The organism is Pseudonocardia sp. NPDC046786 (genome assembly GCF_040645415.1).
Lineage (GTDB): Bacteria > Actinomycetota > Actinomycetes > Mycobacteriales > Pseudonocardiaceae > Pseudonocardia > Pseudonocardia kongjuensis.
Map to the genome: position 1 here is coordinate 38,078 of NZ_JBEYYF010000031.1, position 19,555 is coordinate 57,632.

Genomic DNA, 19,555 nt, shown 5'->3' on the forward strand with positions numbered 1-19,555 from the left:
CCGATCGGGCCCGAGCGACCGACTTCGAACTGGGACGAGGTCACGTGGTCTCGTCGACGAGCCTTTGTGCACGACAGGCGAGGTGGAGGAAGAGCCGCTGGTCGGTGTCGCCCTCGTCGATTCCCAGCACCTCGAAGGCCCGTTGCACTCGGTAGCGGATCGCGTTGCGGTGCAGGTGGAGGGCCTCCGCGGTGCGGGCGGCCGAGCACTGGAGGTCCAGGTAGGTGCCCACCGTGTCGATCATCGCCTGGCGTTTGGCGGGCGAGAGATCGGCGATAGGCGCGAACAGCCGGTCGATGGACTGCCGTACGGTGGGCGAGCCGTACCATTCCAGGAGCGTCGCCCGCATCCCGACGGCGTCGAAGTGCACCGGTACGTTGCTGCGCCTCCGGAACCGGGCCGAGGACACGGCGAGCCGGGCCTCGGTGGCGCTGCTGGCGAGCCCGGCGATGCCGGGCCGCGCCGTGCCTGCCCCACAGAAGATCCGCAGCCCGGCTGCCCGTCCGGAGAGTGCCTTGACCACGAAGTCGAGCTGACGGCGCAGCCGGGCGTGATCCTCGGGGTCCGGGGCGGTCCTCGTGGTCCAGAGCAGGAGGAGCACCGCCGGGTCGTGCCCCACGTGCCAGGTGCCCGGGAGGCTGCGCGCGGTCTGCAGAGCCAGGCCGGCCAGCTCGTCCCGCAGCTCGAAGGCGGCGAGATCGCCGCCGGTCACCTCCAGGAGATTGTCCGGCTCGATCCGGACGATCACGTGCCAACCGTCCACCGGAATGCCGAGCCTACGTGCGGACGGGGCGATCGTTGCCCGCTGAGAGCGGTCCGCCTCCACGAGCTGGACCAGCACCTCACCCGTCGAACGGCGGCTGACCTGCTCGGCCCGGGACCGCTCGGCAGCCAGCCGGGTGGTCTCGGCGGCGACTCGCCACAGAACCATCTCCAGCAGTGCGTCCGCGTCAGGGTCACCGGGGCGGTCGGTCCACAGCCGATCGGGGCGCTCCGGTCCGGCAGGCACCGCCAGAGCATCTCCCACCGGGATGCCGAGCCCGACAGCCCGTCCGAGTAACAACCCGACCCGCTCCAACAGCTCGTCAACGGAGCCGAAGGAACCCTCGTCGATCGCGTCGCAGACCGCACGGACACGATCCACGGTCACGCTGAGGCGGTCCGCCGCCTGCCGGACCAGTGTGCCGACCGCCTCGGTCAGGTCGACGTCCGGGGAGAGCCGGACGAGTGCGATGTCGGCCCGCCGCGCCAGCGCCATGGCCGTGAGCGAGACCTTGGCCTCGGGCGGTAGCAGTACGACCAAGCCGGCGACCTCGCGGGCCGCGGCCCGTCGCACTACGACGTCAAAGCGGTAGTCCCCCGCCAGCTCGGCCAGCCCCCGGTCGAGGACGACCAGTGCGCCGGCCGGTGCCATGTCCACCTGGCCGGTGTTGTCCACGAGACGCACCTCGCCCACGGGACGTTCGGGGGGGCCGGTGAGGATCTCGACCCCGCCGGGGTGCCGGCGAACGAGCTGGTCGACCACGGACTCGATCGTGCTCACGGGCGCAGTATGACCCTCTCACCTGGCAATAGGTGCACAGGAAACACGCCTGACGCCGTTCGGACACACTTCGTCACTCTGCACATCTTGAGCGCCAACTTGGTCGATACGCCCATAGGAGTCCGGGGAGACCCCGGCTTAGGTTTCCGGTATGACGAACGACGTCCCGATGCTCGACGAGCAGGACCTGGTGGACCTGTCAGTCGGCTGCACGGTGCTGGCGGGCGGTGGTGGCGGCGATCCGCGGATCGGGTTGCTCATGGCACTCAACGCCGTCCGGCGCACCGGTCCGGTGCAGCTGGTCGACCTGACCTCGCTGTGCCTCGACGACATGCTCGTGTCCGCGGGCATGATCGGCGCCCCGACCGTGATGGTCGAGAAGATCCCCAACGGCAACGAGGGCGATGTGATCCGCGCCGCGCTCGAGGCACGGCTCGGTCGCCCGATCGTCGCGCTCATGCCGATGGAGATGGGCGGGCTCAACGGCATGCTTCCCGTGGCCTGGGCGGCGCATGCCCGGCTCCCCCTGGTGGACGGCGACTTCATGGGGCGCGCGTTCCCGGAGCTGCAGATGTGCACGCCGCACCTCTACGACATCCCCTCCTGGCCTGCCGTCGTGGTCGACGAGCGCTCACAGGTGCTGACCTTCGAGCCTCGGGACAACGTGTGGCTCGAGAGGCTTGCCCGCACCGCCGTCTCCGCGCTGGGCGGGTGCGCGTGCGCAGGTCTGTATCCGATGGACGCCCGCACCGCGGCGACCCCGTTGCTGCGCGGCACCGTGTCCAAGGCAGTCTCGATCGGCCGCACCATCCGGACCGCAATCGACGACCCATTCCGGGCGCTCGATGCCCAGGTCGGGCTGTACCCGCTGCTCACCGGCAAGGTGATCGACGTCGACCGGCGCACCGCGGGGGGGTTCGTGCAGGGGTCGGCCATCGTCGAGGGCATCGAGGAAGACGCGGGTCGGCTCGTGCGCATCGAGTTCCAGAACGAGAACCTGGTCGCGATGGAGGACGGGGAGGCGCTGGCCACGGTGCCGGACATCATCACGCTGCTGGACCGGCACTCCGCGCACGGGATCGTCACCGAGCACATCCGCTACGGCCAGCGCGTCGTGGTCGGGGTGTTCCGTGCGCCCGACCAGTGGCGAAGCGAGCGCGGCCTGGCCACTGTGGGGCCGCGCGCCTTCGGATACGACCTCGACTACGTCCCTGTGGAGGACCGCCATGCCCGGGTCGGTTGACCTGCGGGTCGGCATCGACGTCGGCGGCACCAACACCGATGCCGTGGTCCTCGATTCCGAGAATCGGTTGCTCGCCAAACACAAGACCCCGACAACGTCGGATCTGACCAGCGGCATCACCGCCGCACTGGAGGCAGTGCTGGGTCAGATCGACCAGCCGGTCGAGCGCATCACCCACGTGATGCTGGGTACCACGCACGCCACCAACGCGATCCTGGAACGCCGGGACCTGTTGAAGGTCGCGGTGATCAGGATCGGTGCCCCCGCGACGGTGTCCATCCCGCCGCTTTCCGACTGGCCGAACGACCTGCGCCAGGCCGTGTCTGCCGGCGAGGCCGTGGTGCCCGGCGGATCGGAGGTGACCGGCGGGACGCTGGTGCCCTTTCAGCCCGACGAGGTCGCAGCCTTCCTGGAGAAGGTCCAGGGCACCGCGGAGGCTGTCGCGATCTCGGCGGTGTTCTCACCGGTCTCGGGCGAGCACGAGCGGCTGGCCGAGGAGATCGTGCGGAAGGTCCTCGGCACCGAGATCCCGGTCAGCCTCTCCCAGGGCATCGGCGCGCTCGGGCTGTTGGAGCGGGAGAACGCCTGTATCCTCAACGCCGCCTTGGTGGGAGTGGCCCACAAGGTGGTCCACGGCCTCAGCGCCGCGCTGGCGCAGAACGGGATCGACGCGGCCGCGTTTCTGACACAGAACGACGGAACGTTGATGGGCCTGGACTACGTCCTGCGGTTCCCGGTGCTCACCATCGGCAGCGGCCCGGCGAACAGCATGCGCGGTGCCTGCTATCTCGCGGACGTCTCGGACGCTGTCGTGGTCGATGTCGGCGGCACCTCCAGCGACGTGGGCATGTTGCTCAACGGCTTTCCACGCGAGTCGTCCACACCCACTGACATCGGCGGAGCCCGGACGAACTTCCGGATGCCGGATCTCGTGGCGATCGCCGTCGGCGGTGGGACCCGGGTGAGCGGGACCCCGCAGGACGTCGGCGTCGGGCCGGACAGCGTCGGGTACCGGCTGCGGGACGAGGCCCTCGTCTTCGGGGGATCCACCGCGACCCTGTCCGACGCCGCCGTTGCGGGTGGGCGCGCTGCGTTCGGCGACCCGGCCGCGGTGGCGGGCAAGGAGGAACTGCTGGCCGCGGCCCTGGCCAAGGCGGACGAGCTGGTGTCGGTGGCGACAGACCAGATCAAGACAGCGCGCGGGCCGGTCCCGCTGGTGGCCGTCGGCGGCGGTAGCGTCATCCTCCCGGACGCCATCCCGGGCGTCGAGCGGATCGTTCGTCCTGCGGACTACGACGTGGCCAACGCCATCGGAGCAGCCATCGCGTCTGTGTCCGGCCAGGTCGACAAGGTGTTCAAGCTCGCGGGCCGGCAGCGCCAGGAGGTCGTCGATCTCGCCAGAGCCGCTGCCCGGGACGAGGCGATCAGTGCGGGAGCCGACCCGGCTGCCGTCGAGATCGTCGAGGTCGAGGAGGTTCCGATGGCGTACCTGACCGAGCCGGTGGTCCGGATCCGGGTGAAAGCCGCGGGCCCGCTCGGCCGGATGTGACTGGCACGATCCGTCCGGCCCCACGGAGCCGACCGGGGGAGCCCCGCCCACGCGGCTCCCTGGCGGGCTCGGTGTATCCGCCCGTTCGGGTCTCGCCGATGTCGTCCGAGGCGTGTGCCCCGGCACCGACAGTCCGGGCTCATCGGAGGCCGCGACCTGTGCCTGCTCCGCCGTGGCGTCGGCCATGGCCCGTGATCCCGGAACCGATCGCACCACAGACGCCGGAAGAGGCCGCCAGCGGCCCCGGAGAGGACCCACCATGACCAACCGTTCGCCTGTGGGGGTGTTGGTGCACGGCACCACCCCGCCGGACCAGCTCGTGAACGTCTGCGTAGGCATCGAGGAGGCCGGCTTCGGGGAGCTGTGGCTCTCCGAGGACTACTTCTTCCTCGGCGGCCCGACCAGCGCCGCGATGGCGCTGCAGGCCACCAGAGAGATCCCCGTCGGCATCGGCATTCTGTCCGCCGTCGTCCGGCACCCGGCGGTCACGGCGATGGAGATCTCCACCCTGAGCCTGGCGTACCCGGGCCGGCTGATCACTGGGATCGGGCACGGCGTGCCCTTCTGGACTCGGCAGATGGGCCTCCATCCGACGTCCCCCATGCGGTCCTTGCGGGCGGCGATCGAGACGACACGTGCGCTGCTGGCCGGCGAGACCCTCTCGATCGACGAAGGCCCATTCACCTTCGACCAGGTCTCGCTGGTGCACCCGAATCCTGCCGGCGTGGATCTCTACGCCGGTGTGATCGGACCGAAGTCCCTCGAGCTCGCCGGCGAGATCGCGGACGGGACGGTCATGTCGGTCATCGCGGCACCGAGGTACCTGGACTACGCGAAGCAGCACATCGCGGCAGGTGCAGCGAAGGCGGGCCGAGACGTTTCGACCCACCGGATACCAACCTTCGCCATCTACAGCACCGACGCCGACGGCGATACCGCGAGAGCCGCCGCCCGCGACGGCCTGGCCTTCTACCTGCAGGCGGTCGGCCCGACGCCGATGACCGGCGTCTACGGCATCCACGATCGGCTGGGCGAGATTCTCGCCCTGGGCGACCTCCCCGCGATCGCCGAGGCGCTGCCCGGGGAGTGGGTCGAGGAGTTCACCATTTCGGGCACAGCGAAGGAGTGCGTCGGCAGGATCCGCACATTCCTCGAGGCCGGCGCGACCTCGGTGGTGCTCGCCCCGTTCCCCGCGGAGCACAGCGCCGAGATGCTCGCCCGCACCGCCGCCGACGTTCTACCCCACCTCTAGGAGTCCCGTGAGCGAGATCGTCTTCTTCCTGACCACCTTGCACTCCGAGGACGTCCGCGAGGCGTACGAGACGTGGGTCCGTGAGGTCGACCAGCCCACCGCCCAGGCGCTGCCCGGCGTGGAACGGTACCGGGTCATGCGTCTCGAGGGCCCCGTGATGGATGGGGTGGCCGTCCCGGCCTACAACTACATCGAGGTCCTCGAGGTCAGTGACCTCGAGACCTACCAGAGGTCCCTGGCGGCGACACCGGCGAGCTTCTTCGAACAGTTTCGCAGCCACATCAGCGCCTTCGACGCGGTGGTGGGAAAGGTCCTGCAATGACGGCGCCGGGACTGCTCGCCCGCTCCGAGATCCAGGCGGCGACCTCCGTCGACGACGCCGTCGCCCGTCTTGCTGAGCTGGGTACCGAAGGTGCGCCGTTGGCCGGAGGCACCTGGCTCATGCGCTCGGCCCGTCCGCCGCGGACGTTCATCTCCCTGCAGCGTGTCGCCGAGCTGCGCGAGGTGTCGGTGAACGGCTGGGGAGCGCTCGTCACCCATGCCGAGCTGGCTGCCGCGGCGCTGCCGCCCGCGCTGCACGCCGTCCGCACCGCGGCGCGTACTTCGGCATTCCCGCAGGTTCGCAATGTCGCGACGCTGGGCGGGAATCTCTCCGCCCGCGGCTTCGCCGAGGCAGACCTGGTGCCCGCGCTGCTCGCGCTCGACGCCACCGTCGAGGTCGCGACGCCGGCGGGCAGGCAGCGAACCGATGTCGAGGCTTACCTGCGGGTCGCGCAAAGCTCCGGCCCAGCACTACTCGTGTCCGCGACTGCGCCGGCGCCCATGGGCCGGTTCTCCGGGTACGGGAGGCTCACGGTCCGGGGCGGGGGCGAGTATGCGATCGCCTCCGTGGCGATCGCGGCCGACCTGGACGGGGCGCGCGTCGCCTCCACCGTCCGCGTGGCCGTCGGCTCGGTGGAGGCCCGGGCCCGGCGTTGTCCGGAGGCCGAGGCACTGCTGACGGGCACCGTGCTCGATGAGACATCCGCGCGGGCCGCCGGTCGGGCCGCGGCCGAGGTCCTTACCGCGCGCGACGACCTCCTGGCCCCGGGCTGGTACCGGCTCGAGGTGCTCCCGGTCGTTTTCGCGCGCGCCGCGGCCGACTGTCTTGCCGCCACCCCCGAGGAGACCTCGTGAACTACCGCCTGACCGTGAACGGCCGGGAGACCGAGGTCGATGTGCCCGGCGCGACTCCGCTGGCCGAGGTACTGCGCGACCATCTCCACCTGCGCGGTACCAAGGTCGGCTGCGGGACCGGGCGGTGCGGCTCCTGCACCGTCCGTCTCGGCGACCGTGCGGTCGCCTCCTGCATCCTGCCGGTCGGGCTCGCCGAGGACGAGCCGGTCACGACTGTGGAGGGCCTGGCCGCGCCGGACGGGCCGCGACACCCGGTACAGGACGCCATGGTCGCGCGCCACGGTGTCCAGTGCGGCGCCTGCACACCGGGAATGGTCATGACGCTCGCGACGTTCCTCGACGCCGTGCCCGACCCGGACGACGAGCAGGTACGTGAGGCGCTCACCGGCAACCTGTGCCGCTGCACCGGCTACCACACCATCGTCGATGCCGCGCTCAGCGCGGCGACCGCACGGAAGGACATGCCGTGACCGCCCCCTCGGACACCCCGGTCCGACCCGCAGCAGGCGCCGTCGGCCGATCCATCCCGCGGCCGGACGCCGACGCTAAGGTGCGTGGAGCCGCCGTCTACGCGGTCGACCTCGCCGAGGCGGGCCTGCTGCACGCCGCCGTCCTGCGTGCCGAGATCGCGGCAGCGCGGATCGTCCGGTTGGACACCCGTGCCGCAGCCGCCATGCCGGGGGTTCACGTCGTGGTGACGGGCGCGGACGCACCCGCTCTGTCGGGAATGCTCGTGGTCAAGGACCAGACCGTCTTCGCGATCGACACCGTCCGCTACGCCGGTGAGCCGATCGCCGCCGTCGCGGCCGACACCCCGGCACAGGCTGCGGCCGCGCTGGCAGCGGTCGAGCTGGAGCTCGAGCCGCTCGATCCGGTGGTCGATCTGCACGCGGCCGTGGCCCCCGGCACCCGGTTGGTCCACCCTGACTGGGCCACGTACGAGGCCCCCGTGGCGGGTTTCCGCGGCGGCAACGTGGCGTGGGAGTCGCGGCTGGAGAAGGGCACGGACGAGGAGTGGGCGGCGGCCTTCGCCACTGCGCACCGGGTGATCTCGGACGAGTTCCGGGTCCCGCGCCAGCACCAGACGCCGATCGAGCCGCACGCCTGCGTCGCCACCTACACGTCCGGGCGCTTCACGGTCCACACCTCCACACAGTTCCCGCACTCGGTGCGCACCCGCACCGCCGAGCTGCTGGGGGTAAGGCCCTCGGCGGTCCGGGTCGTCGTGCCGACCGTCGGTGGGGGGTTCGGGGGCAAACTCGACGCGATGCTCGAGCCGATCGCCTGTCTGCTCGCCCGCCGTGCGGGGCGTCCGGTGCGGTTGGTCAATACGCGGGAGGAAGAGCTGGCCACCGCAGGTCCCCGGGAGAACGCGATCCTGCGCCTGCGCACCGCCGTTGACGCCGGCGGGCGGATCCTCGCGCAGGAGGCCGACATCCTCACCGACAACGGCGCCAACTCCAGTGGTGAGACGCTGATCTGCGCGGGCCTGCCCGCGCTGGTGCTCGGCTCGACCTATCGCATCCCGCTCGCCCGCTACCGCACTCGCGTGGCCTACACCACCACACCGCCGACGGCCGCGTTCCGCGGGGTGGGCGGACCCTATGTGGTGTTCGCCCAGGAGGCCCACCTCGACCATGTCGCACGCGAGGCGGGTGTCGACCGCCTCGAGCTGCGGCTGCGGAACGTGCTCGCGGCAGGCGAGGCCATGATCAACGGCCAGGAGCTCGACGACACGATCCTGGTGCAGGCGCTCGAGTCGGTACAGCGCCGGGTCTCGTGGACGCGGAGCACAACCGAAGCCACCTCGCGTCGGTTGCGTGGCACGGCGGTGGTCCCGCTGACGTGGCTGACCAATCCGGGCCCCGGGGAGGCATCGGTCGCGCTCTCCGAGGACGGCACCGTCCTGGTCAGCACCGCGGCTACCGAGATCGGCACCGGTGCGGTGCAGACCGGGGTGCGGCAGATCGTCGCCGAGCGGCTTGGCATCGACGTCGACGACGTGCTGGTGGCGAATCCCGACACCGACACCGCAGGCTTCGACAACGGTGCGCAGGGCAGTCGCACCACCTACGGCGCGGGCAACGCCGCCGGACAGGCCGCGGGGGAGCTGCGCGAGCAGATCCTGCACACCGCGGCCGGAATGCTCGAGGCCGCCGAGGCGGACTTGGAGATCGTGGGAGACCGGGTGCGAGTCGTGGGTAGCCCGGGGGCCTCGGTGGCACTGTCCGCGGTGAGCCGGGCGGCGATGTGGTCGGGCGGCCCACTCTCCGCCACCGGGCGGTTTGTCTCCCCACCCCCTGAGTTCGACGCGGGCTGCATGATCGGAGCCCTCTTCACCACGATCAATGCCACCTCGTCGCACGCCCACGCCGCCGAGGTGGAGGTCGACCCGGACACCGGGGAGGTCACCATCCTGCGCTACGTCGTGGCCCAGGACGTGGGCCGGGCGGTAAACCCGGCGATGATCGCCGGACAGGTCAACGGCGGCGTCACCCAGGGCCTCGGGTACGCGCTGTACGAGGATCTGCGCATCGGGCCGGACGGAAGAGTGCTCGACCGGGACCTGGAGACCTATCGCATACCCACCGCCCTCGATGTCCCGCCCATCGACCTGGAGATCCTCGAGAACCCTCTGCGCAACGGCCCCTACGGGGCGAAGGGCGTCGCCGAGCCGCCGATCGTCCCGGTCGCCGCGGTCGTCGCCTGCGCGGTCGCCGATGCCATCGGGGCACCCCTCACCGAGCTGCCCCTCACCCCGTTCGCCGTACTTGCCGCCTTGCGGCAGAGGTGACCGTGACGGCTGGGACAGGCCCGGGTGCGCTCACCGCGGGCGAGAGCTGCGGCGACGTCGACTCCGACGAGGCGGTGTCGCCGAGGGGTCGCGCCGCCATCTCATCGAACTCGTGACCATATGCCAGGACGCCGCTCCGAAGCGCGTCCGAAACAATTCATTGCCATGCATTCTGGAACTCGAGAACTGTGGCAAACGGTCCATAGAAGCGACTCCCGACGACCGATTCTCTTTCTCGTCCGACGCCCAAACCTGGGGACCTGAGGAGCAGCAGCCGAATCATGACCACCACCACCGAACCGGTCGAGAGCCGGACCAAATACACCGGGGCGCGAATCAGGCGCACCGAAGACCCGCGCCTGCTCGCCGGCCGGGGTCAATACATCGACGACGTCACCGTGCCGAAGATGCTCGAGGCGGCTGTCCTGCGCAGCACCCACGCGCACGCACGGATCCGGAACATCGACGTCACTCGGGCACGCGCGTTGCCCGGCGTCTTCGACGTGATCGTCGGCACGGACCTTGCCGAGCTGGCCGAGCCGCAGCCGGTGATCTGGTTCCCGATTCCCGAGCAGCGCATCGCCCGCGTCCACGCCTTGGCCGTCGAGCGGGTCCGCTGGGTCGGCCAGGCGGTCGCCGCAGTGGTCGCCACCGACCGCTACGTCGCCGAGGACGCGCTCGAGTTGATCGAGGTCGACTACGAGCCGTTGCCGGTGGTGGCCGACCTCGACGCGGCCCTCGCCCCCGGCGCTCCACGGTTGTTCGCCGACTGGCCGGACAACGTGAGCGGCGCACTGACCTATCGAAACGGCGACGCGGACAAGGCGTTCGCGACCGCCGACCTGGTGGTATCAGGCACCTTTGACCATGGCCGCACCTTCGGCTGCCCGCTCGAGCCGCGGGGCTGCATCGTGAACTGGGACTCTTTCGAGGGCACCCTCGACGTCTGGCTCGGCACTCAGTCGCCCAACCTCGCCCGCGACCTGTTCGGGGAGGTGTTCGGGATCCCGGTCCACAAGATCAGAGTCCGTACCCCGAACTTGGGCGGCGGGTTCGGCAACAAGTTCGACTTCTACCCCGAGGAGGTCATCGCCGCCGTGCTGTCACGGCGTACGGGCCGGCCGGTGAAGCTGTTGGAGAGCCGGGCCGAGAGCTTTGCGGCCACCGGGCACTCCCGCGACCAGCGCATGGATTTCGAGATGGCGCTCCGAAGCGACGGCACGATCGTCGGGTTGCGGGGGACCGCCTACGGCGTACTGGGGGGCGCGCTGGGCACCGTCGGCTCTGGTCCGCCCTGGGCATCGGTGCTGACCTGCATGGGACCGTACAAGATTCCCAACTTGGAACTGAACCTGAAGGCGGTGGTGACCAACCGCTCGCCCTACGGCTCCTATCGTGGCTGGGGTGCGCCGAAGGGCAATCTCGTCCACGAGCGGCTGATCGAGATGGCCGCGCGCGAGCTGAGAATGGATCGCGCGACCATCCGGCGCAAGAACTTTCCGGCCCCGGACGAATTCCCGTACTTCACCGGTGCCATCTTCACCTTCGACAGCGGCCGCTACGCCGACTGTCTGGACCTGGCGATGAGCAAGGTCGAGGAACTCGGCTGGCGGGACCGCCAGGCGCAGGCTCGCGCCGAGGGGCGCTGTGTCGGGATCGGCTACTCCTTCCACATCGAGCCGAGCGGCTACGGGCCCAGCCGGATCCTCAACCTCGCCGGGCTTACCCACTCCGGCTTCGATGAGGCGACCGTGCGGATGGACTCCACCGGCAGGGTGACCATCTACACCGGACAGATCAACATGGGGCAGGGCACCCACACGGTGTACTCCCAGCTCGCTGCGGACACTCTCGGCATCCCGATGGAGGACGTCCTCGTTGTCACCGGTGACACCGACTCGTGCCCCTACACCGGGTACGGCACGGGGGGCAGCCGCGCGACCGCACTCGGTGGGGCCGCGGTCCTCCGGGCGGGCGAGCGGCTGCGTGCCAAGATCCTCCGGGTCGCCGGACAGCTTCTCGAGGCGTCGCCCGACGACCTGGACATCGACGATGGCACCATCTCTGTCCGGGGCACCACGGGGCCCACGGTGACGACACGGGACGTCGGCGACGCCGCCTACCGACGGCTGCGCGACCGGCTCCCGGAGGAGGAGATGCCGACCCTCGAGGAGGTCGACGTCTTCGACCCGGTCAACATGGCGACCTCGTTCGGCTGTGCTGTGCTGCTCGCCGAGGTCGACCCGGAGACCGGGACGGTGACCCTGCTCGACTGCCTGCAGGCCCACGACTGCGGGACAGTGGTCAACCCGATGCTGGTCGACGGTCAGTTGGCCGGGGGCCTGGCGCAGGCGATGGGTGGTGCGCTGCTCGAGGAGCTCGTCTACGACGGGGACGGCCGGCTGCACACCGGCAGCTTCCGGGACTACCTGCTGCCCACGGCCAGCGACATCCCACCGTTCAGCTTCTTCCACCAGGAGACACCCGCACCGGACATCCCGGGCGGGATGAAGGGGGTCGGGGAGGCGGGCACGATAGCTGGGGTGTCGCTTGTCGCGAGCGCCATCGACGACGCGCTGCGCGACCACGGAGTGACCGTGACACGCTTCCCCGTCACCCCGCACCGGCTCCTGGCGCAGATCCGCGAGGCCGCCGAGAACGGTGCGGCTCGGTGAAGCCGCCCGTCGTGGGATACGCCCGGGCCGGGGATGTTCAGGAGGTCGTCGCCATGCTCGTCGAGCACGGCGCGGACGCCACGGTGCTCGCCGGCGGGCAGAGCCTGATGCCAATGCTGTCCTTCCGGCAGGCCCGGCCGTCGTTCCTGATCGACATCAACCGCGTCGAGGCACTGGATTTCGTCCGGGACGAAGGCGAGAGCCTGCTGCTCGGCGCGACGACCCGGCAGCGCGACGTCGAGACGAACCCGGTCGCGGCGGCCGCGATCCCGTTGTTGCCAGAGCTTCTCGGTCACGTCGGGCACGTGACCAACCGCAATCGAGGGACGGTCGGTGGCAGCCTGGCGCACGCCGATCCGGCGGCCGAGCTGCCTACCCTGGTCACCGCACTGGACGGTGAGCTGATGGTGGAGGGCCCGCGCGGTCCTCGTACCATCGCGGCCGAAGACTTCTTCCTCGCGCCGCACCGGACCTCCATGGGGTTCGACGAGGTGCTCACTGCCGTCCGGCTTCCCCGGTTGCCCGCCGGCACTGCGGTGGCGGTAGAGCAGATCGCCCGTCGTCACGGCGATCTCGCCGTCGTCGGCGTCATCGCGGCGATCCGACTTGGCCCGGACGGTGCGATCGACCTGGTTCGGCTCGCCGCGAGCGGAGTCGGCCCGGTCCCGGTCCGGCTCCACGCCGTGGAGACCGCCCTGACCGGGGTGGCCCCCACGACCGAGGCCATCGACGCCGTGGCCGAGGCGGTGTCCGCCGCCGTCCAGCCGCCGGACGACATCCATGCCCCCGCGTCCTACCGGCGCGACATGGCCTGCCTGCTCGTGAAGCGGGCGGTCGGGGAAGCCCTCCGACGCAGCGAGGTGAGCGAATGACCGACAGGCAGACCGTGTCGATGACTATCAACGGGCACGTCTACACAGATGAGGTCGAGCCTCGGCTCACCCTCGCGGACTTCATCCGCCGCCACTGCGGGCTCACTGGGACCCATCTGGGTTGCGAGCACGGTGTCTGCGGGGCGTGCACGATCATGGTGGACGGCAAGACCGCGCGGGCGTGCCTGATGCTCGCGGTGCAGGCCGACGGCTGCACCCTCACCACAGTCGAGGGCCTGGCCGAGGGGGAGCGATTGACCCCGCTGCAGGAAGCTTTCTGGAACAACCACGGCCTGCAATGCGGTTTCTGCACCCCCGGCATGCTGATGTGCGCCACCGAGCTGCTGCAGACCGACCCCGACCCCACGGCGGAGAAGGTGCGGACGTGTCTGTCTGGCAACCTCTGCCGCTGCACGGGCTACGACTCCATCGTCACCTCCGTCCTCAGCGCGGCGGAGCGGCTTCGGAGCTGACAGCTCGCCCCCCAGTCGGACGACATCGCCGGTGTCGGACGACGGGAGCCGAAGGTGCCGCCGGGTTCGGCGGCACCTTCGGTGGGCAGCTCTGCGTGGTCGGGTAGCGGGCTGGGGGGCCGACGGCCACGATCAGGCCGGTGCCCCGGTCACGGCGCGCAGCCCGGCGTCGAAGTGCGACATGACCTCGTCGACGAGCTCGGGGAGGTCCGGGTCCCGCGGGTCGGCGCCGTGGTCGCCGAGCCAGTGCTGCACGGCCACCCGCAGCCCGGTCACCGCCGCCGCGGCGACCAGCACCGGGTACAGATCGCGGGCCGGATCGGCCCCGGTGCGGGCGACGACGGCCTCGGCCAGCGCCTGCTCCTGGGCCACATACGCGGCGAGCTGGTGGGCCAGCAGCGTGGGGTGCCCGCGCAGCACCCGCATCCGCAGCACCCGCTGCCGGTGCTCCGGATCGGCGACGACGGCGCGCAGGGCGTGCCGCAGCGACTCGGGGACCGGCTCGTCGGCCGGGCGGGCGGTGAACGCCTCGACCAGCACGTCGGTCGAGGCGGCATTGCCGGCGACGACCGCCTCCTCCTTCGAGGTGAAGTAGTTGAAGAAGGTGCGCGGGGCGACGTCGGCGGTGTCGGCGATCTGCTCGACCGTGACGTGCTCCAGGCCGCGTTCGCTGCACAGGCGCAGCGCCGCCGACGCGATCGCCGTCCGGGTGGCGGCCTTCTTGCGCTCCCGGCGGCCGGGGACGGCGTCAGCCACGGTCGGCCCCCACGTTCTCCCGGGCCGGCGGATCGATCACGGACACGATCTCCGGCCGTTCCCGGCCGTCGCCGGGCTCGATGTCGACGTCGAGGCGCAGCCCCTCCTGCGGCACCGTCACCCGGTGCGCGGCCGGCCTGCCCTCCCACCGGTAGACGGTGGACACCGTGCCGGTGGCCACGCAGAGCCGGTAGCGGCCGTCGGCGTCGGCGCGGGTGCTGCCGAGCTCGGCGCCGTGCCGGTCGATCACGGTCAGCACGGCGCCGCCGGCCGGGGCGCCGTCAGCGCGGACCACGCCGTGCAGCACCGGGCCCGGCGCGTCGCCGTGGGTCGGCTCGGCGGGCAGGTCGAGGGTGTCGCGCAGCGGCACCTCGCGCAGGGCGAGGATCGCCAGCAGCGCCAGGGAGGCCAGTGGCGCGGCCACCAGGAAGATCATCGCGGTGGCGTGGCCGTAGGACTCCATCACGATCGCGCGCACCGGCTCCGGCAGCTCGGCCAGGTTCGGGACCTGTCCGCCGCTCACCGGCCCGGCCCCGTCGGCGAGGCCGGCGTCGGCCAGGCCGGCGGTCGTCCGGCTGCCGACCACCGACGCCAGCAGCGCGCCCAGCCCGGCGACGCCTGCCGAGCCGCCGAGCGACCGGAAGAAGGTCACCGTGGAGCTGGCCGAGCCCATGTGCCGCAGCGCCACCGTGTTCTGCACCGCGAGGACGAGGTTCTGCTGGGTGGCGCCGACGCCGAGGCCGACCAGCGCCATCGTGAGCGCCACCTGCCAGTACGGCACCGTCGAGGAGATCACCGCGCCGCCGAGCGCCAGGCCCGCCGTCAGCAGCACGCCGCCGCCGACCAGGTAGCGCTTCCAGGCGCCGTAGCGGGTGATCAGCTGCCCGGCGACGGTCGAGGCGAGGAACATGCCGCCGATCATCGGCAGGGTCAGGAACCCGGCCTCTGTGGCGGTCGCGCCGCGCGCCAGCTGGAAGTACTGGGACAGGAAGATCGTGGAGCCGAACATCGCGACGCCGACGAACAGGCTCGCGGCGGTCGCCAGGACCACGGTGCGCTCCCGGAACAGGAACGGCGGTACCACCGGCTCCTTCGCCCGCCGCTCGACGACGACGGTCAGCGCCAGCAGCACGATCCCGCCCGCGATCAGCCCGATCGAGATCGGCGAGGTCCAGGCGAACTGCTTGCCGGCCAGCGACATCCACAGCAGCAGCGCGGAGACGCCTGCGGCGATGAGCAGCGCGCCGAGGTAGTCGATGGAGACGTCGTCGCGCTTCTCGGTGGGGACGTTCAGCGTGCGCTGCAGCACGACCATCGCGATCGCGGCGAGCGGGACGCCGACGAAGAAGCACCAGCGCCAGCCCAGCGGCGAGTCGACGATGACCCCGCCCAGCAGCGGGCCGCCGACGACCGCCAGCGACATGATCGCCGAGAGGTAACCCATGTACCGGCCGCGCTCGCGCGGGGTGATGATCGCCGCGATGACCACCTGGGTCAGCGCTTGCAGGCCGCCCATCCCGAGCCCCTGCAGCACCCGGAAGCCGATCAGCTGGGACGTCGAGACCGCCAGCCCGCACAGCAGCGAGCCGATCAGGAAGATCCCGATCGCCGCCTGGACCAGCAGCTTCTTGGGGTAGAGGTCGGCCAGCTTGCCCCAGATCGGGGTGGACGCCGTCATCGCCAGCAGGGCCGCCGAGACCACCCAGGTGTACTCGGCCTGGGTGCCGCCGAGATCGCCGAGGATCCGGGGGAGCGCGTTCGAGACGATCGTGCTGGACAGCACGCCGACGAACAGGGCCATGAGCAGGCCGGTCAGCGGGAGCACCACGGTCCGGCGGTGGGTGGCCGCCTCCTCCGGGGAGCGGGTAGTTGACGTCACACAACGATCGTACGCGAAAATCGTGCAGCGAGTGCAAGTTTGCCGACCGTGCTTCGCGTACACCGGGCACCGGTGCTCAGGCCGCGGGCAGCTCCACCACGACCGTGCTGCCCGCCCTGGGCGAGCTGCGCACGGTGACCCGGCCGCCCGCGTCCTCGGCCGCCCGGCGGACCAGCGGGAGGCCGACGTGGCCCGGCGCGGGATGCGCGTCGGGATCGAATCCGGTGCCGTCGTCGGACACGGTGAGCCGGGCCCGCCCGCCCGGCCCGCCCTGCACGGCCAGCTGCACGGTGATCCGGTCCGCCGCGGCGTGCGTCCGCGCGTTGCGCAGCAGCTCGCCCGCCATCCGGTGCAGCAGCACCGCGGTCCGGTCGCCCAGCCCGTCGGTGGCGCCGGTCTCGACCGCGGCGACCGGCTCGCCGGCCGTCGCGAGCGCCCGCAGCGCGGCGGGCAGCCCGGCCGCGTCGATCTCGTCGGGCAGCAGCTCGTCGAGCACCGAGCGGATCCGGGTCATCCCGTCGCCGACGCTCTCCCGCGCCCGGGACAGCAGCTCCGGGCGGGCCGGGGCGAGATCCAGCATCATCCCGGCCGAGGCGAGACCGGGCAGGACGTCGTCGTGCAGCCGGCGGGCCAGGTCGCGGCGGGCCAGCTCGCCCGCGGCCAGCCCGTAGAGCGCCGCGTCCCGGCGCTCGGCCCGCTCCCGGTCCCGGCGGCGGGCCAGCGCGACCGACATCGGCAGCACGGCCAGTGCCACCGCCAGCAGGCCGGCGATCACCGGCGGCACCAGCAGGCCGAGCGCCCGGATGGTGGCCCCGGTGACGTCGACCGGGACGTAGACCTCCAGCCGGGCCGGTCGGCCGGCCGCGTCGGTGAAGCCGAGGAACACCTCGCGCTGGCTCGGGCCCTGCTCGTAGCGGTGCTCGTCGTCGGCCGGGACGGTGAGCACGACGGCCGCGCCGCCGTCCAGCCGGGCGGCGAGATCGGGATCGAACCGCCGGGTCAGGCCCTCGACCTTCGGCTCGTCGGAGAACACCACCCGCGCCGACGGCCCCTCGACCAGCCATACCTTGACCCGGCTGACCATCCCGACGGTGCGGAACGGGGCGACGTCCTCCAGCAGCCGCTTGCGCGCCTCCGGTCCGGCGGCGGCCAGGTCGCGGTCCGCCAGCGGCACGACGACGGCCGCCGCGACCCGGCGCGAGACCTGCTCGGCCCGCCGTACCGCCTCGTCGTGCGCGAGCCACCACACCCCGGCCACGACCAGCGCGCAGACCAGCAGGACCGCGGCCAGCGTGGCGAGCGCGTGCCGGAGCAGGGTCCGGCGGACGACGGTCACGGCAGCCCGGGCGGCCGGGCCGGGGCCGCCGGTTCGCCCTCCGGGTCGAACGCGACCAGGCCCACCCGCTCGGCCTCCACCACGGCCTCCAGCTGGGACCGGGCGCCGAGCTTGCCGAGCAGGGCGCGGACGTGGTCGCGCACCGTGTGCAGCGAGAGCCCGAGCTGGCCGGCGATCCGGGTGACGTCCCGGCCATGCGCGAGCGCGGCCAGCACGTCCGCCTCGCGCGGGGTGAGGTGCGGCGCGTCCGCGGCGGGCGCGGCCGGTGCGGTGCCGCCGGCCGCCACCGCGCGCACCGCGGCGAGGACCCCGGCCAGCGGGGTGTCCTTGCCGAGGAACCCGGCGGCCCCGGCGATCTCCGCCTCCCGGGCGGGCGCGGCCCGCGGATGCGCGGTCAGCACCAGTGCCCTGGCACCCGCCTCGTGCACATCGGGCAGCAGGGTGAGGCCGCCACCGGGCAGCCGGACGTCGAGCAGCACGACGTCGACCGCGCCGTCCGCGAGCAGCGGGCGGGCGTCTGCGACCGAGTGCGCCACACCGGCGACGGACAGGTCGGGCTCGGCGGACAGGCCCAGCGCCAGCAGATCGGTGAACGAACGGTGGTCGTCCACCAGGAGTACCCGCACCATGCCTGAGCACCCCCTCAATTCTCGGGAGATCCGGGGAACCTGGCCAGAGGTTAGCCTGCCCTCGCCCTGGACGGGAGTGATCGGACACTCCCGGCTTTCCGGGCTGGTACGACCGAACTTCGGAGGACCCTCACGTGACCCGATCGACGAGACGCGGCGTGCTTGCCGGCGCGTTCCTCACCGTCTCCCTGCTGGTCGCCGCCTGTGGCGGCGGCACCCCGGCCGAGCCGGCACCGGAGGAGGACGGCCCGCGCAGCCTGACGCTCTACTCCGGGCGCGACGAGGAGCTCATCGGACCGCTGATCCAGCAGTTCCAGGAGCAGTCCGGCATCACCGTCGACACCCGGTACGGCTCGACCACCGAGATGGCCGCGCAGCTCGGCGAGGAGGGCGCGAACACCCCGGCGCAGGTCTTCCTCTCCCAGGAGTCCGGCGCGCTCGGTGCGCTCGCCGAGGGCGGCGCGTTCGCCCCGCTGCCCGGCGACGTGACCGGCGCCGTCCCGGCCGAGTACACCTCGACCGACGGTTCCTGGGTCGGCCTGACCGGCCGGGCGCGGGTGATCGCGTACAACACCCGGGTCCCCGAGGCCGAGGTCCCGGCCGACGTCAAGGAGCTCACCGGGCCGGAGTGGAGCGGCCGGGTCGGGATCGCGCCGACCAACGCGTCGTTCCAGGCGTTCGTCACCGCCATGCGGCTGATCGACGGCGAGGACGCCACCCGTCAGTGGCTGTCCGACATCCGGGACAACGACCCGCAGATCTTCCCGCGGAACACTGCCATCCTGGAGGCCGTGGACAGCGGAGCGGTGGACGTGGGCCTGATCAACCACTACTACGTGGCGGCGGCCGAGACCCCGCCGGCGAACACGGCGCTGAAGTTCGGTGCGCCGGGTACCGCGAGCGCACTGGTCAACGTGACCGGCGCCGCGATCCTCGCCGGTGCGGCCGAGTCGACCGAGGCCCAGGAGCTCGTGGCGTTCCTGGTCTCGCAGCCGGCCCAGGAGTACTTCGCGACCGAGACCGGTGAGTACCCGCTGATCGAGGGTGTCGCCGGACCGGCGGACATGCCCGCGCTCGCCGAGCTGGGTGCCCCGGACGTCGACCTGGCCGACCTGAAGGACCTCGACGCGACCACCCAGCTGCTCACCGAGGTCGGTCTGCTCTGACCGTGCTCCACCGCACTGAAGGCACTCACGGCACTGCAGGCAGTGCCGGCACTGCGGGCGCCGGCCGTTCCGGGATTCCGGGACGGCCGGCGCCCCGGCCCGCGGGGGCGCCCCGCCCCCCCCCCCCCGCGGGCCCCGCCGCGCGGTCCCCGCCGCCCCCGGGATCGGGAGAGCGGGGGGGGGGGGAAGAGGGTTGACGGGTGGGTGTTTGT

General features: G+C 71.9%; 16 protein-coding genes. 11 read left to right on the forward strand and 5 right to left on the reverse strand.

Annotated elements, in window-relative coordinates; genetic code table 11:
• Positions 1-40: 40 nt before the first annotated feature.
• Complete coding sequence (locus ABZ881_RS27475; protein ID WP_358488565.1) at positions 41-1,543, reverse strand: helix-turn-helix domain-containing protein; 1,503 nt, start codon at positions 1,541-1,543, stop codon at positions 41-43.
• A gap of 151 nt (positions 1,544-1,694) precedes the next feature.
• Here ABZ881_RS27475 and ABZ881_RS27480 point away from each other — a divergent pair, with 151 nt between their 5' ends.
• The 10 genes from ABZ881_RS27480 to ABZ881_RS27525 all read left to right on the forward strand — a co-directional run bounded on the left by ABZ881_RS27480 (position 1,695) and on the right by ABZ881_RS27525 (position 13,577).
• Positions 1,695-2,786 carry a DUF917 domain-containing protein gene (locus ABZ881_RS27480; protein ID WP_358488566.1) on the forward strand — a complete coding sequence of 364 codons (1,092 nt, stop codon included), beginning with the start codon at positions 1,695-1,697 and terminating at the stop codon, positions 2,784-2,786.
• Positions 2,770-4,335: a hydantoinase/oxoprolinase family protein gene (locus tag ABZ881_RS27485; protein ID WP_358488589.1), complete on the forward strand. Its 1,566-nt coding sequence runs from the start codon at positions 2,770-2,772 to the stop codon at positions 4,333-4,335. The genes ABZ881_RS27480 and ABZ881_RS27485 overlap by 17 nt, the downstream gene beginning before the upstream one ends.
• Positions 4,336-4,594: 259 nt before the next feature.
• Positions 4,595-5,587, forward strand: coding sequence for an LLM class flavin-dependent oxidoreductase (locus ABZ881_RS27490; RefSeq protein WP_358488568.1), 993 nt, complete (start codon positions 4,595-4,597; stop codon positions 5,585-5,587).
• 7 nt (positions 5,588-5,594) lie between these two features.
• Complete coding sequence (locus ABZ881_RS27495; RefSeq protein ID WP_358488569.1) at positions 5,595-5,909, forward strand: hypothetical protein; 315 nt, start codon at positions 5,595-5,597, stop codon at positions 5,907-5,909.
• Positions 5,906-6,763 (forward strand): FAD binding domain-containing protein, encoded by an 858-nt coding sequence (locus ABZ881_RS27500; protein ID WP_358488570.1) that lies wholly within the window; start codon positions 5,906-5,908, stop codon positions 6,761-6,763. Before ABZ881_RS27495 ends, ABZ881_RS27500 begins: the two co-directional genes overlap by 4 nt.
• Positions 6,760-7,233, forward strand: a complete 474-nt coding sequence (locus ABZ881_RS27505) for a (2Fe-2S)-binding protein (RefSeq protein WP_358488572.1) — start codon at positions 6,760-6,762, stop codon at positions 7,231-7,233. The genes ABZ881_RS27500 and ABZ881_RS27505 overlap by 4 nt, the downstream gene beginning before the upstream one ends.
• The gene (locus tag ABZ881_RS27510) at positions 7,158-9,557 is read left to right on the forward strand and encodes a xanthine dehydrogenase family protein molybdopterin-binding subunit (RefSeq protein ID WP_358488573.1); all 2,400 of its coding nucleotides are present in this window, start codon (positions 7,158-7,160) and stop codon (positions 9,555-9,557) included. The genes ABZ881_RS27505 and ABZ881_RS27510 overlap by 76 nt, the downstream gene beginning before the upstream one ends.
• Positions 9,558-9,838: 281 nt before the next feature.
• The gene (locus ABZ881_RS27515; RefSeq protein WP_358488575.1) at positions 9,839-12,232 is read left to right on the forward strand and encodes a xanthine dehydrogenase family protein molybdopterin-binding subunit; all 2,394 of its coding nucleotides are present in this window, start codon (positions 9,839-9,841) and stop codon (positions 12,230-12,232) included.
• A gap of 11 nt (positions 12,233-12,243) precedes the next feature.
• Positions 12,244-13,104 (forward strand): xanthine dehydrogenase family protein subunit M, encoded by an 861-nt coding sequence (locus ABZ881_RS27520; RefSeq protein WP_358488590.1) that lies wholly within the window; start codon positions 12,244-12,246, stop codon positions 13,102-13,104.
• A complete protein-coding gene (locus ABZ881_RS27525; protein ID WP_358488576.1) occupies positions 13,101-13,577 on the forward strand; it encodes a (2Fe-2S)-binding protein in 477 nt (158 codons plus the stop codon). The genes ABZ881_RS27520 and ABZ881_RS27525 overlap by 4 nt, the downstream gene beginning before the upstream one ends.
• Before the next feature lie 132 nt (positions 13,578-13,709).
• On the opposite strand, the gene ABZ881_RS27530 is transcribed toward ABZ881_RS27525, so the two are convergent.
• The 4 genes from ABZ881_RS27530 to ABZ881_RS27545 form a co-directional block, all read right to left on the reverse strand.
• Entirely contained in the window at positions 13,710-14,333 is a 624-nt protein-coding gene (locus ABZ881_RS27530) for a TetR family transcriptional regulator (RefSeq protein WP_358488578.1), read from the reverse strand.
• Positions 14,326-16,212: an MFS transporter gene (locus ABZ881_RS27535; RefSeq protein ID WP_358488579.1), complete on the reverse strand. Its 1,887-nt coding sequence runs from the start codon at positions 16,210-16,212 to the stop codon at positions 14,326-14,328. The genes ABZ881_RS27530 and ABZ881_RS27535 overlap by 8 nt, the downstream gene beginning before the upstream one ends.
• A gap of 76 nt (positions 16,213-16,288) precedes the next feature.
• Positions 16,289-17,548 carry an ATP-binding protein gene (locus ABZ881_RS27540; protein WP_358488580.1) on the reverse strand — a complete coding sequence of 420 codons (1,260 nt, stop codon included), beginning with the start codon at positions 17,546-17,548 and terminating at the stop codon, positions 16,289-16,291.
• On the reverse strand, positions 17,545-18,177 hold the full coding sequence (locus ABZ881_RS27545) for a response regulator transcription factor (protein ID WP_358488582.1): 633 nt from the start codon (positions 18,175-18,177) through the stop codon (positions 17,545-17,547). Before ABZ881_RS27545 ends, ABZ881_RS27540 begins: the two co-directional genes overlap by 4 nt.
• Before the next feature lie 134 nt (positions 18,178-18,311).
• Here ABZ881_RS27545 and ABZ881_RS27550 point away from each other — a divergent pair, with 134 nt between their 5' ends.
• Positions 18,312-19,343: an iron ABC transporter substrate-binding protein gene (locus ABZ881_RS27550; RefSeq protein WP_358488583.1), complete on the forward strand. Its 1,032-nt coding sequence runs from the start codon at positions 18,312-18,314 to the stop codon at positions 19,341-19,343.
• Positions 19,344-19,555: the final 212 nt, after the last annotated feature.

Bases quoted from the DNA above. Each gene is read 5' to 3' on its own strand.
- ABZ881_RS27480 (WP_358488566.1), top strand. From the start codon at position 1,695: ATGACGAACGACGTCCCGATGCTCGACGAGCAGGACCTGGTGGACCTG.
- ABZ881_RS27485 (WP_358488589.1), top strand. From the start codon at position 2,770: ATGCCCGGGTCGGTTGACCTGCGGGTCGGCATCGACGTCGGCGGCACC.
- ABZ881_RS27490 (WP_358488568.1), top strand. From the start codon at position 4,595: ATGACCAACCGTTCGCCTGTGGGGGTGTTGGTGCACGGCACCACCCCG.
- ABZ881_RS27500 (WP_358488570.1), top strand. From the start codon at position 5,906: ATGACGGCGCCGGGACTGCTCGCCCGCTCCGAGATCCAGGCGGCGACC.
- ABZ881_RS27515 (WP_358488575.1), top strand. From the start codon at position 9,839: ATGACCACCACCACCGAACCGGTCGAGAGCCGGACCAAATACACCGGG.
- ABZ881_RS27525 (WP_358488576.1), top strand. From the start codon at position 13,101: ATGACCGACAGGCAGACCGTGTCGATGACTATCAACGGGCACGTCTAC.
- ABZ881_RS27545 (WP_358488582.1), bottom strand. From the start codon at position 18,177: ATGGTGCGGGTACTCCTGGTGGACGACCACCGTTCGTTCACCGATCTG.